Annotated in this window: 14 protein-coding genes; 4 read left to right on the top strand and 10 right to left on the bottom strand. The window is 63.1% G+C overall.

The genetic code is table 11. The annotated features are described in order from the left end of the window. Positions 1-12: 12 nt before the first annotated feature. Complete coding sequence (locus AC05QJ_RS21685; protein ID WP_476743330.1) at positions 13-2,079, bottom strand: TonB-dependent receptor family protein; 2,067 nt, start codon at positions 2,077-2,079, stop codon at positions 13-15. A gap of 223 nt (positions 2,080-2,302) precedes the next feature. Between AC05QJ_RS21685 and AC05QJ_RS21680 the strand changes: the two genes are divergently transcribed. From AC05QJ_RS21680 to AC05QJ_RS21670, 3 genes are read left to right on the top strand one after another with little or no spacing between them, the layout of a single operon-like run. After that, entirely contained in the window at positions 2,303-2,563 is a 261-nt protein-coding gene (locus AC05QJ_RS21680; RefSeq protein WP_476743329.1) for a helix-turn-helix domain-containing protein, read from the top strand. Beyond that, positions 2,560-2,928 carry a head completion/stabilization protein gene (locus AC05QJ_RS21675; protein ID WP_476743328.1) on the top strand — a complete coding sequence of 123 codons (369 nt, stop codon included), beginning with the start codon at positions 2,560-2,562 and terminating at the stop codon, positions 2,926-2,928. The genes AC05QJ_RS21680 and AC05QJ_RS21675 overlap by 4 nt, the downstream gene beginning before the upstream one ends. Further along, on the top strand, positions 2,921-3,274 hold the full coding sequence (locus tag AC05QJ_RS21670) for a putative holin (RefSeq protein WP_476743327.1): 354 nt from the start codon (positions 2,921-2,923) through the stop codon (positions 3,272-3,274). Before AC05QJ_RS21675 ends, AC05QJ_RS21670 begins: the two co-directional genes overlap by 8 nt. A 5-nt stretch (positions 3,275-3,279) precedes the next feature. Here the strand turns inward: AC05QJ_RS21670 and AC05QJ_RS21665 are convergent, their stop codons facing one another. Next, positions 3,280-3,690, bottom strand: coding sequence for a helix-turn-helix domain-containing protein (locus AC05QJ_RS21665; RefSeq protein WP_476743326.1), 411 nt, complete (start codon positions 3,688-3,690; stop codon positions 3,280-3,282). 259 nt (positions 3,691-3,949) lie between these two features. Between AC05QJ_RS21665 and AC05QJ_RS21660 the strand changes: the two genes are divergently transcribed. After that, a complete protein-coding gene (locus tag AC05QJ_RS21660) occupies positions 3,950-4,216 on the top strand; it encodes an Ogr/Delta-like zinc finger protein (protein WP_476743325.1) in 267 nt (88 codons plus the stop codon). Between the two features lie 137 nt (positions 4,217-4,353). Here the strand turns inward: AC05QJ_RS21660 and nuoN are convergent, their stop codons facing one another. Genes nuoN through nuoG form a run of 8 tightly spaced genes read right to left on the bottom strand, consistent with a single transcriptional unit; the run spans position 4,354 to position 14,354 of the window. Continuing rightward, positions 4,354-5,823, bottom strand: a complete 1,470-nt coding sequence (gene nuoN, locus AC05QJ_RS21655) for an NADH-quinone oxidoreductase subunit NuoN (RefSeq protein WP_476743324.1) — start codon at positions 5,821-5,823, stop codon at positions 4,354-4,356. A gap of 7 nt (positions 5,824-5,830) precedes the next feature. After that, entirely contained in the window at positions 5,831-7,363 is a 1,533-nt protein-coding gene (nuoM, locus tag AC05QJ_RS21650) for an NADH-quinone oxidoreductase subunit M (protein ID WP_476743323.1), read from the bottom strand. A 39-nt stretch (positions 7,364-7,402) separates the two neighbouring features. Further along, positions 7,403-9,256: an NADH-quinone oxidoreductase subunit L gene (gene nuoL / locus AC05QJ_RS21645; protein WP_476743322.1), complete on the bottom strand. Its 1,854-nt coding sequence runs from the start codon at positions 9,254-9,256 to the stop codon at positions 7,403-7,405. Then, positions 9,253-9,561 (bottom strand): NADH-quinone oxidoreductase subunit NuoK, encoded by a 309-nt coding sequence (gene nuoK, locus AC05QJ_RS21640; RefSeq protein ID WP_476743321.1) that lies wholly within the window; start codon positions 9,559-9,561, stop codon positions 9,253-9,255. Before nuoK ends, nuoL begins: the two co-directional genes overlap by 4 nt. 4 nt (positions 9,562-9,565) lie before the next feature. After that, the gene (nuoJ, locus tag AC05QJ_RS21635) at positions 9,566-10,066 is read right to left on the bottom strand and encodes an NADH-quinone oxidoreductase subunit J (RefSeq protein WP_476743320.1); all 501 of its coding nucleotides are present in this window, start codon (positions 10,064-10,066) and stop codon (positions 9,566-9,568) included. Between the two features lie 9 nt (positions 10,067-10,075). After that, positions 10,076-10,624, bottom strand: coding sequence for an NADH-quinone oxidoreductase subunit NuoI (nuoI, locus tag AC05QJ_RS21630; RefSeq protein WP_476743319.1), 549 nt, complete (start codon positions 10,622-10,624; stop codon positions 10,076-10,078). 11 nt (positions 10,625-10,635) lie between these two features. Continuing rightward, on the bottom strand, positions 10,636-11,643 hold the full coding sequence (gene nuoH / locus AC05QJ_RS21625; protein WP_476743318.1) for an NADH-quinone oxidoreductase subunit NuoH: 1,008 nt from the start codon (positions 11,641-11,643) through the stop codon (positions 10,636-10,638). Continuing rightward, positions 11,640-14,354 carry an NADH-quinone oxidoreductase subunit NuoG gene (gene nuoG, locus AC05QJ_RS21620; protein WP_476743317.1) on the bottom strand — a complete coding sequence of 905 codons (2,715 nt, stop codon included), beginning with the start codon at positions 14,352-14,354 and terminating at the stop codon, positions 11,640-11,642. Before nuoG ends, nuoH begins: the two co-directional genes overlap by 4 nt. Positions 14,355-14,369: the final 15 nt, after the last annotated feature.

The raw sequence follows: 14,369 nt of genomic DNA, 5'->3' as shown, positions 1-14,369 counted from the left end.
GCGGCCAGCCCCTCAGCGGAAGCTGTACGAAACCCCCGCATACACGCCGAATCCTTCACCCGGCACCGAGCGGGCCATGTCCGCGCCGGCATCGTTGTAGGTGGGCACGACAATGGCCGCGTAACGCTTGTTGGTCAGGTTGCGCAGGTCCAGCCAGGTCTGCCAGTCCTGCTTCGGTGCGTTGTAGCCCAGGGTTGCGCCGAGCAGGGCGTAGGCATCGGCGTGGTAGCTGTTGGCGTAGTCCACCTGGACTTTCGACGCCATATGCGTGTTGACCCCGGCATAGAACCCGCTCGGCAGGTCGAAGCGCAGTTCGGCCTGGTAGTAATGCATTGGCAGGCCCGGCAGGCGGTTGTCGTCGAAGACCTTGTCGTCGCGGTAGTGGAAGTCGCTGAAGGTGTAGGCCTGACGCAGGGACAGCTTGCCGACTGCCGTGCGCTCCCAGAGCAGGCTGTCGAGGGACGCTTCGACGCCCTGGTGGATGGTGGGGCTGGCGTTGAATTCAACGGCAGTGGTGTCTGGTTGAATCTGCACGGATAGCAGTTCGTGCCGTACTTGGGCAAAGAACCAAGCCAGGTCCCACTGCCCAAACCGGGAATCTCCCCTTGCACCCAGCTCCAGAGCCGTGGCTGTCTGGTTTCTCATTTCAATCGGTTGCGTTCTGGTTGGCTCGCTCCAGACGAGAGACCAAGGGTGTGGCGGTTCTACCGAACGGCTAAGGTTTCCGTATACCTGAAGTGCGGGAGAAAGGTCATAGCGTAGCCCGATTCGAGGGGCGTAGTCCCAGTCATGCATGGTGACTTTACCGCCAGAGGTCGGAACGGAAACATCACTTTCGCGGCGGGTATAGATAGCCGCCAGGCCACTGGTCAGCCAAAGATCCGGAACCAGTTCGAGTTCGTTGCTGACGTGCACTACGGTGTCGGATCCCTGATAGGAGTACTCGCGTCTTTTCTCACCCACTACACCGCCCACTCGCGAGTACTCAGAGGCGCCACTATTGGGCAGATGCTTGGTCGTCCGCCAGCCGATGGTGGTCTTGCTCTCGTGACCGAACAGCGTGTGGCGACGCTGGTAGTTCAAGGTGCCGCTGACATCGCTGTAGGCCACCTTCAGACGCATCGGGCCTTCGCGCAGGTCCATGGGATAGTCGTGGTACACCAGCCCCGCTTCCAGTTGCGAATCGTCGTCGAGGTAGAAGGTGGTCTTGTTGCCTACCCAGGTGCTGCCCGGCTGCGGGCGGCTGTCGTCACGGCTCAGGTAGGACGGGTTGGCATCGCGAGGATGGTGCTTGATCTGGTCCTTGGTCAGGCGCCCGGCCAGGTCGTTCTCGGTTTCCCGGTAGCGCAGGTAGAAGCGGGTTTCCAGGTTGGGATTGAAGCGATAGCCGACGTTGGCCGCGATGCCCTTGCTGCTGCCGCTGCTGTGGTCCTGGTAGCCGTCGTACTCGGAGTCGGTCAATGCCACGTAGTAGTCCAGGTCGCCCAGTACCTGGCCGGAGCTGATCTGGCGTTTTGCATAGCCGCGACTGCCGACTTCATAGCGCAATTGCAGCGGTGCGGCGTCGTGACCGGTGTGGGTTACGTAATCGAGTGCACCACCCAGCGCCAGGGCGCCGCGGTCGAAGCCGTTGGCTCCGCGCAGCACGTCGGCGCGGCTCAGCCACAGAGGCTCGAAGAGTTCGTAAGGCGTGCCGCCAGGCCCTGTCAGCGGCAGGCCGTCGAGCATGACGTAGGTGCCGGAACCGTGGGCACCGGGCGCGCGATTGAGACCGGAGCCGCGAATCGACAGTTTGATGCCATCGTTGCCCGCGGACTGGGCGAATACCCCGGGCTGGTAGGCCAGCACATCCTGGTTGGTGGCGACCCGGCCTTGTTCGACTCGGTTCATGTCCACCAGATTGGTCCCTCCCGGAACACGCTGCAGGTCTTCGCGTGCGGCTTGCAGCTCACTGTGTTCCTGTTCCTGAATCACCGTCTGGTTCAGTTCGACACGCTCGGCAGCCTGGGCGGCACCGCCATTGACAAGGGTGAGGCCAAGCAGGCACAGGGACGAATGCAGGGGCAAGGGGGACGGCATCTTACAGCTCCAACGGGTTTGGTCTGGCGGCATTGTGAGATCAGACGAACGAAGGCGCTGCAGAATCACCATAAAATTCTGTGACTTATGCAGGAGGCCGGCTTTGTGAGTTGTAGCCTCGATAGCTACAAGGCGTGCGACTAGTCCTGCTCAGGGGTGTCTCCGTATGGTCTTCCCATCGTTAACCCGCCTGGTGATCCCGGGCCCAGTACAGGGAATGAACATGCCATCCAACATTGCAACCCGCCCCGTCGCCGCTATCGAGCCACCTTCGCTGACCCGTCGTGAAGAGCAGGTCCTGTTCTGGTGCTCCTGCGGAAAAACTTCATGGGAAATTTCCAGGATCCTCGACTGCCGGGAGTCCACGGTGAATTTCCACGTCGGCAATGTACTGCGCAAGCTGTCCGTCCATACCCGGGTCGAGGCGGTGATCAAGGCACTGCGTTACGGACTGCTGTCCCAGTCCTCGGGAGACGCCCGATGACAGCTTGTCATGCCAGTCGGGGCACTGATGTCTCGCGCCGTTATCTGTTGGACAGTGATCCGTTCTGGCCAGCGATCGACCTCGGCGTGATGCGCGAGCGCCTGGGGCTTTCTGCCGAGGTCGGTCATGCGCGGCTCGAGGTGGCCGTGCGGGTAGCGGCGGCGAGGGTGGCCGACGAGTTCGCCTCATGGCGTCTTGCATTGCGCGGACGAGGCTACAGGACATTGATGGACCTGCCCGGTGACGGCAGTCGGCCGTCGCTGGCCCAGCTTTACTGGCGCGCGGTCAGGGAGGCGACCCGGTTCGAACTGGAGAGGCATCTGAGCCTGACGGAGCAACCGGAGCGAGGAACAGGCCATGAGTGATCCGACTTCGGCGAGCTTGTCCAGCTTGCTGGTGGGGCTAGGGCTGGCCTCGGCCTTGCCAGCGGTGGACGCGGACGCGGTGTTTGGTGCCTTGCTCGGTGCCTGGCTGGTAGCCAGTACCCGCGGCTTTCTCAAAGCCTGGCAGCGGATGGGCTCACTGTTTCTATCGGCGGGTGTGGGCTATCTGTTCATGCCGTTGTTTCGCTCCATCGCACCGTTTCTGTCCAGTGGCGAGGCGGCATTCATTGGCGCGGTGGTGGTGATTCCGATCGTCATCAAGGTGATGATCTGGCTCGATGGTGCCGATTTGCGGGAAATCATCCAGCGACTGAGGGGGGGAAGCTGAGGGCGTTACGGGTTCAGGGGCGAGAGCCGTCCGGAGATCTCCTCCACCTGGCGTTCCAGCTCGCGCATCCGCTGTCGGTCCTGGATGGCCTGGATGATGACCTGCTGATCCACCGGGCCGAGCAGGCGCAATTGGGCGATCACCTGGCTTTCCCACGCCGGGTCGAGCAGGGCGTTCATGCTGTGCTGGGCATGGGCACGAAACTTCGGGCCTTCACCCACGAGCAACCAGTCCAGGGAGATGGCATGTTTCTCAGCAAGGTCTACGCAAATTGCGTAAGGAATGCTGTCGCGGCCTTTCCAACTGCTTACGGTTTGCGGACTGACGCCAAGTGCTGAAGCAAGGCCTGAATCGGTGGTTGACTGGGTTACGAGCTTCATCCTGGCCAGAACCGCGGCAAATCCATTAATACTCATAACGAGTAATCCTATGACGTCCTGATATAATGCACGGCAAAAAATATGCAAAACGCATTGTCTCTCTTTGCAACATCGAGCACTACTCGTTTGGGGAAATTAAACGTCAGAAATTTCCATGATTGATATAGGAAATTTCTTGATTAAGTGTTTTGAGCTTACAGGAGATTGGAATAGGAATGAATTACCGTCAGAGCGGCACCATGAGTTGTCCTGGACGTCCGGCCCTTGAACGGCCTGTTTTGTCGAGGGGGCTGCAATGAGTACCTACAAGCTCGTGTGTCCCCATTGTCAGAGCCGTATGCGCATTCGTACCAGCGAGGGGCGGCATATTTTCCTCCGGGTCGCTTACCTGCAGTGCACCACCGAAGCGTGTGGCTGGTCGGTGCGGGCCGAATTCGAAATGACCCATGAGCTGTCGCCCAGTGGCATGCCCAATCCTGATGTGCACTTGCCCCGGGCCGATACTGAATTGCGCCGGGCCGCCTTGCGACCCGCTTCCACGGAGGGGGGCTTGGGGCTCTAGAGTCGAAGGCTGGGCGGTGGAAAAGGGATGCCCATCGGCGTGATGTTCCCTTCTGAGGAACGGCCAGGGAGGAAGGCTAAAATGCTGCAGAAACGAAACACCCCGCCGAAGCGGGGTGTTTGTCTTTAAGCGGACAATCAGCCGATCAGTTGCAGACCGGCGTGTTGCACCATGTCCAGCAGCGGCTGCGGGTAGACACCGAGTACGAAGGCCAGGATCGCGATGGCCAGCAGCATGACGCCGCCGGTGCGTTGTTCCCAGTTCAGCGGGGCATCGTGGCGACGCAGATTAGGCTCGATCAGGTACAGGGTGACCATGACGCGCAGGTAGTAGAACACGCCAATGGCACTACCGATCACCAGGGCACCGACCAGCCACCACAGTTGCGACTCGACGCCGGTGGCGATGATGTAGAACTTGCCGATGAAGCCGGCGGTCAGCGGGATACCGGCCAGCGACAGCATCATCACGGTCAGTACGGCGGTCAGGTAAGGACGGCGCCAGAACAGGCCGCGGTACTCGTACAGGGCGTCCGCGTCACGGCCGTTGTACGGCGAGGACATCAGGGTGATCACGCCGAAGGCGCCGAGGCTGGTGATGACGTAGGTCACCAGGTACACGCCGATGGCTTCCAGCGCCAGACCTTTGCTCGCCACCAGGGCGATCAGCAGGTAGCCGAAGTGGGCGATCGACGAGTAACCCAGCAGACGCTTGAGGTTGCTCTGGGTCAGGGCCAGCAGGTTGCCGACCAGGATCGAGGCGACGGCGATCACCGACAGCACGGTGGTCAGCACGCCGCTGCTGGCAGCAGGGGAGAGCATGAACAGGCGCACCACGACGGCGAACACGGCGACCTTGGACGCAGTGGCCAGGAACGCGGCAACCGGGGCCGGAGCACCTTCGTACACGTCCGGCGTCCACAGGTGGAACGGCACCAGCGACAGCTTGAAGGCCAGGCCGACCAGCATCATGCCCAGGCCCAGTTGTGCCATCAGGCTTGGCAGGTTGGTGGTGGCCAGGGCCTTGCCGATGCCTTCGAAGCTCAGGCTGCCGGCGTCGCTGTAGAGCAGCGCCATACCGAACAGCAGGAACGCGGAACCGGCGGCCGAGAGCACCATGTACTTGATGCCGGCTTCCAGCGAACGCTTGTTGAAGAAGGCGTAGGCCACCAGGCCGTAGACCGGCACCGACAGCAGTTCCAGACCGATGAACAGACCTGCCAGGTGCTGCGCGCAGACCAGCACCAGACCGCCCAGGGCAGCCATGAGGATCAGCAGGTACAGCTCTTCGCGGTTGCCCGGGTAGCCTTTGCCGCCATCGCCCAGGTAAGCGTGGGCGAGGGTAACGCAGGCCAGGGTGGCGACCAGGATCAGCGCCATGTACAGGCAGGCGAACTTGTCGACGGTCAGCAGCGGGGTGACCGCCAGTGGAACGATCTTCAGGACCGGCAGGATCGACAGCAGCGCCAGGTTCAGGCCCACGGTCGACAGCAGGAAGGTTTGCGAGTGGTTGCGACGCCAGGCGATCGCCAGCATCACCACGACAACGGTGATGGTGGTGATCAGCAGCGGCGCAAGCGCGATAAAGTGTTGAATCGTCAGGTCCATAGCGCTCTTACCGGGCCGAAGCGAGTTGAGTGAAAGCGGTACCGAGCCACTGCTGCACACCGCTCATGGTGGCGGCAGAGGTGTCGAGGAACGGCTGCGGGTACACGCCCAGCAGGATCAGCAGGCCAGCCAGGCCCAGCACCATGATCATTTCGCGGCTGTCCATGCCGGCCAGCACTTCTTCCGATTTGGCCGGACCGAAGTAGGCGCGGTGGATCATGATCAGCGAGTAGACCGAACCGAACACCAGGCCGGAAGTGGCGATGACGGTGACCCACGGCGCGCTGACGAAGCTGCCGATCAGGATCAGGAACTCGCCGACGAAGTTGCCGGTACCCGGCAGGCCCAGAGAGGCCGCGGCGAAGAACAGGCTGATGGCCGGCAGGTAGGCGATGCGGTGCCACAGGCCACCCATCTGGCGCATGTCACGGGTGTGCAGGCGCTCGTACAACTGACCGCTGAGGATGAACAGTGCCGCCGCCGACAGGCCGTGAGCCAGCATCTGGATGACCGCGCCTTGCAGGGCCTGCTGGCTGCCGGAGTAGATGCCGATCAGCACGAAGCCCATGTGCGAAACGCTGGAGAACGCGATCAGACGCTTGATGTCGGTCTGGGCGAAGGCCAGGAAGGCACCGTAGAAGATCCCGATCAGACCCAGGGTCATGGCGATCGGCGCGAACTCGGCCGAGGCGTTCGGGAACAGCGGCAGGGCGAAGCGCAGCAGGCCGTAGGCCGCGGTCTTCAGCAGGATACCGGCGAGGTCGACGGAACCGGCGGTCGGTGCCTGGGCGTGCGCGTCAGGCAGCCAGGAGTGGAACGGCACCACCGGCAGCTTCACGGCGAAGGCGATGAAGAAGCCGAGCATCAGCAGGTATTCGGTACCGGCCGGCAGTTCGGCCTTCAGCAACTGGGTGTAGTCGAAGGTGATCACACCGGTGTTGTTGTAGTTCACCAGCACCAGGCCGAGGATCGCCACCAGCATGATCAGGCCGCTGGCCTGGGTGAAGATGAAGAACTTGGTCGCTGCGTAGATCCGGGTCTTCTTGCCGTCCGAGGAGCTGTGACCCCAGAGCGCGATGAGGAAATACATCGGCACCAGCATCATTTCCCAGAAGAAGAAGAACAGGAACAGGTCCAGGGCCAGGAACACACCGACCACGCCGCCGAGGATCCACATCAGGTTGAGGTGGAAGAAGCCGACGTGGCGCTGGATCTCTTTCCAGGAGCAGAGCACCGAGAGCACACCGAGCAGGCCGGTGAGCAGGATCATCAGCAGCGACAGGCCGTCGAGGGCCAGGTGCAGGCTGATGCCGAAGCGCTCGATCCACAGGACCTTGAATTCAACGGTCCATTCTGGCGCGGCACCCGGAGCGGGGGCGAGGGTGTAGTCCCCGTTGGCCCACAGCCAGAGGCCGATACCAAGCAGCAGGGACATGGTCAGCAACGCGATCCAGCGTGGCAGGGTGGCGCCGAAGCGCTCGCCCAGCCAGCACAGAAGGCCGCCGATGAAGGGGATCAGGATCAGCCAAGGCAAAATCATGACGGGCTCAATTCCTTTCGCAAAGTCGCAAGGTTCATATCAGACCGCAGCCATCAAAACGGCACCGAGCACGAGCACGGCACCCACGGCGATCGAAGCGGTGTACCAGCGCAGCTGACCGGTCTCGGTCTTGCTCATGGCAGCGTGACCGCCGCGCGCCATGCGCGGGATCAGGCCGATGGTGCGGTCCACCGGATCGCGGCGCAGGATATGGCTGATCAGCAGGTAAGGTTTGACGAACAGCTTGTCGTAGATCCAGTCGAAGCCCCAGGCCGCGAACCACCAGGCCGACAGGACGCGGCCGATGCCGCTGTTGGCAATGGCGGTGACCAGGCGACGCTTGCTGAGGAACAGTACCGCGGCCAGCAGGATACCGGCGATGGCGATGGCGCCCGAGGCGATTTCCAGGCTGTGCTTGGCTTCGCCGCCGGCATGGCCCGCGCTTTCCGGCAGTACGCCAGCCAGCGGTGGGTGGATCCAGGCGCCGACGAAGGTCGACAGGACGATCAGCACGCTCAGTGGCAGCCAGTGCGAAATGCCGTGGCCGGCATGGGCTTCGGTCTTGGCTTCGCCATGGAAGGCGATGAAGATCAGGCGGAAGGTGTACAGCGAGGTCATGAACGCACCTACCAGGCCCGCGTACAGCAGGCCGGTGTTGCCGCTGGCGAAGGCCTCCCAGAGGATCTCGTCCTTGGAGTAGAAACCGACGGTCAGCAGCGGCAGGGCGGCCAGGGCGGCACCACCGACGACGAAGCTGGCATAGGCCAGGGGCAGTTTCTTCCACAGGCCGCCCATCTTGAAGATGTTCTGCTCGTGGTGGCAGGCAACGATCACCGCGCCGGAGGCAAGGAACAGCAGGGCCTTGAAGAAGGCGTGGGTCATCAGGTGGAAGATCGCCGCGTCCCAGGCGCCAACGCCCAGGGCCAGGAACATGTAGCCGATCTGGCTCATGGTCGAGTAGGCGAGGATACGCTTGATGTCGGTCTGCACCAGCGCGGCGAAGCCGGCCAGTACCAGGGTGACACCACCGACCACGCCAACCAGGTGCAGTACGTCCGGCGCCAGGGCGAACAGGCCGTGGGTACGGGCGATCAGGTAGACGCCCGCGGTCACCATGGTCGCGGCGTGGATCAGTGCCGACACCGGAGTCGGGCCGGCCATCGCGTCCGCCAGCCAGGTCTGCAGCGGCAGTTGCGCGGATTTACCGACGGCACCGCCGAGCAGCATCAGGGTTGCCAGGACCATCCAGGTGTCGCCCGCCTGGAACTTCTGCGGCGCCAGGACCAGCAGTTCCTGCACGTTCAGGGTGCCGAGCTGCTGGAACAGGATGAACAGGCCGATGGCCATGAACACGTCGCCGATGCGGGTGACGATGAAGGCTTTCAGTGCCGCGTTACCGTTGTTGCGGTTGCTGTAGTAGAAACCGATCAACAGGTAGGAGCACAGGCCCACGCCTTCCCAACCGAAGTAGATGAACAGCAGGTTGTCGCCCAGGATCAGGAACAACATGCTGGCAATGAACAGGTTGGTATAGGAGAAGAAGCGCGAGTAGCCGGTTTCGCCACGCATGTACCAGGAGGCGAACAGGTGGATCAGGAAGCCGACGCCGGTGACCACGCCCAGCATGGTGACCGACAGGCCATCCAGGTACAGGGTGAAGTTCGGCGCGAAGCCGTCAACCGACATCCACTGCCACAGCAGTTGGCTGTACGCGCCGCCTTCCGGAGGCGCGACGTTGAACTGCCAGATCACGTAGGCGGCGACGGCGGCCGACAGGCCCACCGAGCCGACACCGATCAGTGCCGACAGGTTCTCCGAGAAACGACCGCGGGAGAACGATAGCAGCAGGAAGCCGATCAGGGGGAATACGAAAGTCAGGAAGAGAAGGTTCATCCGCGCATCTCACTGGCTGCATCGATATCGAGAGTGTGGAAGCGGCGATACAGCTGCAGCAGGATCGCCAGGCCGATACTGGCCTCGGCGGCTGCCAGGCTGATCACCAGGATGAACATCACCTGTCCATCCGGCTGGCCCCAGCGGGCGCCCGCCACGATGAACGCCAGTGCCGAGGCGTTCATCATGATTTCCAGACTCATCAGCACGAAAAGAATGTTGCGGCGGACCATCAGGCCGACCAGACCGAGACTGAACAGGATGCCGGCGACGGCCAGGCCATGTTCCAACGGGATTGCAGGCATGTGATTACTCCTTCGCCTCGTTGCGGCCGACGTGGAAGGCCGTGACCGCCGCAGCGAGCAGCAGCATGGAGGCCAGTTCGACTACCAGCAGGTAAGGACCGAACAGGCTGATGCCGACCGCCTTGGCGTCGACGGTGGTGTGACCGATGGCGGCACCGCTCTGCTGGGCGAACAGCACGTACAGCAGTTCAGCCAGCAGCAGCACGGCCAGGACCACGGGGCCCAGCCAGATGCCTGGCTTGAGCCAGCCACGTTCCTGGGCGACCGAGGCCGGCCCCAGGTTGAGCATCATCACCACGAAGACGAACAGCACCATGATGGCGCCGGCGTAGGCGATCACTTCCAGGGCGCCCGCGAACGGCGCGCCGAGGGAGAAGAAGGTCATGGCCACGGCGATCAGCGAAATGATCAGGTAGAGCAGGGCGTGCACGGGGTTGGTGTTGGTGATCACCCGAAGGGTGGACACCACAGCGACACCGGATGCGAAATAGAAAGCGAATTCCATCTTTCTTCCTTAAGGGAGCAAGCTCTTCACGTTGATCGGCTCGGCTTCGTTCTGGGCAGCGCCTTTCGGCTTGCCGGCAACGGCCATACCTGCAACACGGTAGAAGTTGTAGTCAGGGTTCTTGCCTGGTCCTGCGATCAGCAGATCTTCTTTCTCGTACACCAGGTCCTGACGTTTGAACTCGGCCATTTCGAAATCCGGCGTGAGCTGGATCGCGGTGGTCGGGCAGGCTTCCTCGCAGAGGCCGCAGAAAATGCAGCGCGAGAAGTTGATACGGAAGAACTCCGGATACCAGCGTCCATCTTCCGTTTCGGCTTTCTGCAGCGAGATGCAACCCACCGGGCAAGCCACGGCACACAGGTTGCACGCTACGCAGCGCTCTTCGCCATCGGGGTCGCGGGTCAGCACGATACGGCCACGGTAGCGTGGCGGCAGGTAGACCGGCTCTTCCGGGTATTGCAGGGTGTCGCGCTTGCGGAACCCGTGGGAGAACACCATCACCAGGCTGCGCAGCTGGGTGCCGGTGCCTTTAACGATGTCGCCAATATATTTGAACATGGGTCAAATCCTCACTGGGCCGCAACAGCTGGCGTGTTGAGCAACACGATCGCAGCGGTCACCAGCAAATTGATCAGGGTCAGCGGCAGGCAGAACTTCCAGCTGAAGTCCATCACCTGGTCATAGCGCGGGCGCGGGATCGAGGCGCGCAGCAGGATGAACAGCATGATGAAGAAGCCGGTTTTCAGGGCGAACCAGAGGAACGGAACCTGCGGCAGGATGCCGAACGGACCGTGCCAGCCACCGAAGAACAGCGTTACCAGCAGCGCCGAGACGAGGATGATGCCGATGTATTCACCGACGAAGAACATGCCCCATTTCATGCCGGCATACTCGATGTGGTAACCGTCGGCCAGTTCCTGTTCCGCTTCCGGCTGGTCGAACGGGTGACGGTGAGTCACGGCCACGCCAGCGATGAAGAAGGTACAGAAGCCGAAGAACTGCGGAATGATGAACCACAGGTTCTGGGCCTGGTACTCGACGATGTCGCGCATGTTGAACGAGCCGACCTGGACCACCACGCCCATCAGCGCCAGGCCCATGAACACTTCATAGGATACGGTCTGGGCCGAGGCACGCAGGCTGCCGAGCAGGGCGTACTTGTTGTTCGACGACCAGCCGGCGAAGAGCACGGCGTAGACCGACAGACCGGCCATGGCGAAGAAGAACAGCAGGCCGATGTTCAGGTCCGCGACGCCCCAGGTCGGGGTGATCGGGATGATCGCGAAGGCGATCAGCAGTGCGCTCATGGCCACGACAGGCGCCAGGGTGAAGATCATGCGGTCGACGAAAGGCGGGTTCCAGTCTTCCTTGAAGAACATCTTCAGCATGTCGGCGGCGATCTGGAACATGCCGAACGGGCCAACGCGGTTCGGACCGTAACGGTCCTGCCACCAGCCCAGCAGACGGCGCTCGACGAAGCTGAGCAGCGCGCCGCAGACCACCACCGCCAGCAAGACCACGACGGCCTTGACGACAGTGATGATCACATCGATCACTTCGGGGGTGAACCAGGTCATTGTGCTGCCTCCTGCAGGCCTTCGACGGATGCACCGAAGATGGCTGGCGGAATGCCGGCCAGGCCTTTCGGCAGGGCAACCAGGCCTGCGCCCAGTTCTTCATTGATGCGCAGCGGCAGGCGCAGGCTGACGCCGGCGACGTTGAGGCTGAGCAGGGCACCTTCGTTGACGCCCAGGCGGTCGGCTTCGGCCTTGGCCAGTGCTACGTAAGGCTGCGGGATGCGCTCTTGCACCGGAGCTGCGCGGGACGAATTCTCCTCGCTGCCGAACAGGTGGTAGAACGGCACGGCCTGCCAGGTGCCGCGAGCCGGAGCGAAGGCGCCCGGAACCGCGGAGAACCAGTTCAGGCGGTCGCCCTGGGACTCGATCAGGCGGGTACCCGGATCACCGGCACGCAGGTGGCCACCGACCTCGTCCTGGAACTTGTTCCAGGCTTGCGGCGAGTTCCAGCCCGGAGACCAGGCGAATGGCACCTGCGAGCGTGGTTCGGCGGAGCCCGAGTAACCTTCCATGGAGAAGGCGAAGGCGGTGTCCTTGTCCTGCGGGGTACGCGGCTCGTGCACGCTGATGTTGGCGCGCATGGCGGTACGACCGGAGTAGCGCAGCGGCTCGCGGGCCAGCTTCATGCCCTTGATGCGGAACGCGGCGGACGGTGCAGCGTTGACGATGCCGGCCAGTTGCGGCGCGGCCGCGGCGGTCGCGCTGGTGACGTGGTCCAGCTGGGTCCAGTCCACCGGCTTGTTCAGCAGTGTGGCACGCAGCGCGTGCATCCAGCGCCAGCCTTCGTGAACCAGGATGCTGCTGTCCAAGTAGGTCGGATCGAAGACCTGGAAGAAGCGCTGGGCACGGCCTTCCTGGCTGACCAGGGTACCGTCGCCTTCGGCGAACGAGGCGGCCGGCAGGACCAGGTGGGCGCGGTCGGTGGTGGCGGTCTTGGAGTGGTCGGCGACGATCACGACCTTGGCGGCGGCCAGGGCGGCGTCGACCTTGGCGGCGGCAACGCGGCTGTACAGATCGTTTTCGAGGACGACGATGGCGTCGGCCTTGCCGGCGATCACGGCGTCCAGTGCGGCGTCCACCGAGTCGCCACCGAGCATGGCCATGCCGATGCTGTTGGCTTCAGGAACCACCAGGCTGAGGGAACCGGCCTTGTCGCGCAGCTTCAGGGCCTTGGCGATGTTGGCGGCGGCTTCGATCAGCGCCTTGGAGCCCAGCGAGCCACCGGACACGATCAGCGGACGCTTGGCAGCGACCAGGGCATCGGCGATGCGCTTGGCCAGCTCCAGGGCTTCGTTGTCCAGGCCTTCGACGGCCGGAGCGCTCGGGTCGATGGCATGGGCCACGGCGAAGCCCAGGCGAGCGAGGTCGGCGGGAGCGGCGTGCACGCACTCTTCGGCGACGTCATCGAGCTTGGTTTCGGCCAGGCTGGCGATGAACAGCGGGTACAGGGCGTGCTGGCCGATGTTCTTCACCGCAGCGTCGAGCCACGGCTGGACTTTCATCGCTTCGGCCATGGCCTCGGCCTTGCCCTTGGTGGCCTGGCGCACGGCCAGGGCGACGCGGGCAGCGGTCTGGGTCAGGTCTTCACCGAGGACGAACACGGCGTCGTGGTCTTCGATGTCGCGCAGGGTCGGCACCGGCAGCGGGCTGTCGTTCAGCACCTGCAGGGCCAGGCGCACGCGCTCCAGTTCGCCGGCTTCCATACCGGAGTAGAAGTACTCGGCACCCACCAGCTCGCGCAGGCCGTAGTTGCTTTCAAGGCTGGCGCGTGGCGAACCGATACCGACGATGGTACGGCCGCGCAGCAGGTCGGCGGCCTTGTCCAGAGCGGCGTCCAGGCTCAGCTTGGAGCCGTCGGCCAGCAGTGGCTGGCGTGGACGGTCGGTGCGGTTGACGTAGCCGTAGCCGAAGCGGCCACGGTCGCAGAGGAAGTACTGGTTGACCGAGCCGTTGAAGCGGTTCTCGATCCGGCGCAGTTCGCCGTAGCGTTCACCGGGGCTGATGTTGCAGCCGCTGGAGCAACCGTGGCAGATGCTCGGGGCGAACTGCATGTCCCACTTGCGGTTGTAGCGCTCGGAGTGGGTCTTGTCGGTGAACACACCGGTCGGGCAGACCTCGGTCAGGTTGCCGGAGAACTCGCTCTCCAGGGCACCGTCCTCGACGCGGCCGAAGTAGACGTTGTCGTGGGCACCGTAGACGCCCAGGTCGGTACCGCCGGCGTAGTCCTTGTAGTAGCGCACGCAGCGGTAGCAGGCAATGCAGCGGTTCATCTCGTGGGCGATGAACGGGCCGAGTTCCTGGTTCTGGTGGGTACGCTTGGTGAAACGGTAGCGGCGCTCGTTGTGGCCGGTCATTACCGTCATGTCCTGCAGGTGGCAGTGACCGCCTTCCTCGCAGACCGGGCAGTCGTGCGGGTGGTTGGTCATCAGCCATTCGACGACGCTGGCGCGGAACGCCTTGGATTCCTCGTCTTCGATGGAAATCCAGGTGCCGTCGGAGGCAGGGGTCATGCAGGACATGACGATGCGACCACGGGTGTCGTTCTCGTCGTTGTACTGCTTGACCGCGCACTGCCGGCAGGCGCCGACGCTACCGAGCGCCGGGTGCCAGCAGAAATAGGGGATGTCGAGGCCGAGCGACAGACAGGCCTGTAACAGGTTGTCTGCACCGTTGACTTCGAGCGCTTTGCCGTCTACGTGGATAGTGGCCATGGTTCAAAGTTCTTC

The sequence above is a fragment of the Pseudomonas sp. TUM25319 genome (genome assembly GCF_056388475.1).
Note: the sequence above shows the minus strand (reverse complement) of the source record. Positions and strands in the feature narration are given on the sequence as shown.

Bases quoted from the DNA above. Each gene is read 5' to 3' on its own strand.
- AC05QJ_RS21680 (WP_476743329.1), top strand. From the start codon at position 2,303: ATGCCATCCAACATTGCAACCCGCCCCGTCGCCGCTATCGAGCCACCT.
- AC05QJ_RS21670 (WP_476743327.1), top strand. From the start codon at position 2,921: ATGAGTGATCCGACTTCGGCGAGCTTGTCCAGCTTGCTGGTGGGGCTA.
- nuoN (WP_476743324.1), bottom strand. From the start codon at position 5,823: ATGGACCTGACGATTCAACACTTTATCGCGCTTGCGCCGCTGCTGATC.
- nuoH (WP_476743318.1), bottom strand. From the start codon at position 11,643: ATGACCTGGTTCACCCCCGAAGTGATCGATGTGATCATCACTGTCGTC.
- AC05QJ_RS21660 (WP_476743325.1), top strand. From the start codon at position 3,950: ATGAGTACCTACAAGCTCGTGTGTCCCCATTGTCAGAGCCGTATGCGC.
- AC05QJ_RS21685 (WP_476743330.1), bottom strand. From the start codon at position 2,079: ATGCCGTCCCCCTTGCCCCTGCATTCGTCCCTGTGCCTGCTTGGCCTC.
- nuoK (WP_476743321.1), bottom strand. From the start codon at position 9,561: ATGCCTGCAATCCCGTTGGAACATGGCCTGGCCGTCGCCGGCATCCTG.
- nuoM (WP_476743323.1), bottom strand. From the start codon at position 7,363: ATGATTTTGCCTTGGCTGATCCTGATCCCCTTCATCGGCGGCCTTCTG.
- nuoI (WP_476743319.1), bottom strand. From the start codon at position 10,624: ATGTTCAAATATATTGGCGACATCGTTAAAGGCACCGGCACCCAGCTG.
- AC05QJ_RS21665 (WP_476743326.1), bottom strand. From the start codon at position 3,690: ATGAGTATTAATGGATTTGCCGCGGTTCTGGCCAGGATGAAGCTCGTA.
- nuoJ (WP_476743320.1), bottom strand. From the start codon at position 10,066: ATGGAATTCGCTTTCTATTTCGCATCCGGTGTCGCTGTGGTGTCCACC.
- nuoL (WP_476743322.1), bottom strand. From the start codon at position 9,256: ATGAACCTTCTCTTCCTGACTTTCGTATTCCCCCTGATCGGCTTCCTG.
- AC05QJ_RS21675 (WP_476743328.1), top strand. From the start codon at position 2,560: ATGACAGCTTGTCATGCCAGTCGGGGCACTGATGTCTCGCGCCGTTAT.
- nuoG (WP_476743317.1), bottom strand. From the start codon at position 14,354: ATGGCCACTATCCACGTAGACGGCAAAGCGCTCGAAGTCAACGGTGCA.